This is a genomic window from Microcoleus sp. Pol7_B2 (assembly GCF_036701035.1).
Taxonomy (GTDB): domain Bacteria; phylum Cyanobacteriota; class Cyanobacteriia; order Cyanobacteriales; family Microcoleaceae; genus Microcoleus.
Window position 1 is genome coordinate 1 of record NZ_JAUBQB010000205.1, and the last position, 1,037, is coordinate 1,037.

General features: G+C 64.7%; 1 protein-coding gene. It reads right to left on the bottom strand.

What is annotated here, in order from left to right:
• The coding region (locus QUA57_RS28590) for a calcium-binding protein (protein ID WP_333251585.1) at nucleotides 1-1,037 on the bottom strand (1,037 nt) is incomplete at both ends.

Below are 1,037 nucleotides of genomic sequence, written 5' to 3' on the forward strand. Positions count from 1 at the left end.
CCGAAAATGCTGTCGTTGCCAACGCCGCCGGCAACTGTATCATTGCCGAGATCTCCCCTCAACAAGTCGTCGCCCTCGGCATCTACCACAGTGTCAGGATCTTTGCCAGCGTAGATGGTATCGTTGCCAGCGCCGCCAGAGATGAAATCGCTGCCTCCATTGCCGAAGATTGAGTCGTTATCTGCGCCGCCGTCAATGTTGTCATTGCCGCCCATGCCGTAGAGAGTATCGTTGCCGACTTGTCCGTTAATTGAGTCGTTGATGACACCGCCCATGATGAAATCGGTAGTGTCGCCACCGTTAATAGTTTGTTGGACGGGGTTGGGGGTGATGGTGGCAGGATCTAGTTGCGGGGCGTTGAGGCTATCGAGTAGGCAATCATCTGCCGCCGGAGTTGGAGTCGGTGTCGGTTCGGGCGTGGGAGTTGGCACCGGTTCGGGCGTGGGAGTTGGCGCCGGTTCGGGCGTGGGAGTTGGCGCCGGTTCGGGCGTGGGAGTTGGCGCCGGTTCGGGCGTGGGAGTTGGCGCCGGCGCGGGTGTCGGCGCCGGAGTCGGAGTCTCAGTCGGAGTTGGCGCAGGCGCGGGTGTCGGAGTTGGCGCCGGCGCGGGTGTTGGAGTAGGCGCCGGTTCGGGTGTCGGAGTAGGCGCAGGCGCGGGTGTTGGAGTAGGCGCCGGTTCGGGTGTCGGAGTAGGCGCAGGCGCGGGTGTCGGAGTTGGCGCCGGTTCGGGTGTCGGAGTTGGCGCCGGTTCGGGTGTCGGAGTTGGCGCCGGTTCGGGTGTCGGAGTTGGCGCAGGCGCGGGTGTCGGAGTAGGCACCGGTTCGGGTGTCGGAGTAGGCGCCGGCGCGGGTGTGGGCGTCGGAGTAGGCGCGGGTGTCGGAGTAGGCGCCGGTTCGGGTGTGGGCGTCGGAGTAGGCACCGGGACGACACTACCTCCCAATTCAAAAGAGCCGCTGTCGACAATGGCACCTGGAATGCTGTCGCCATCTTGAGGGCGAGTCACGCCGCGCTGATCCTTGGTGGGTGCGCCCGTAGCAAT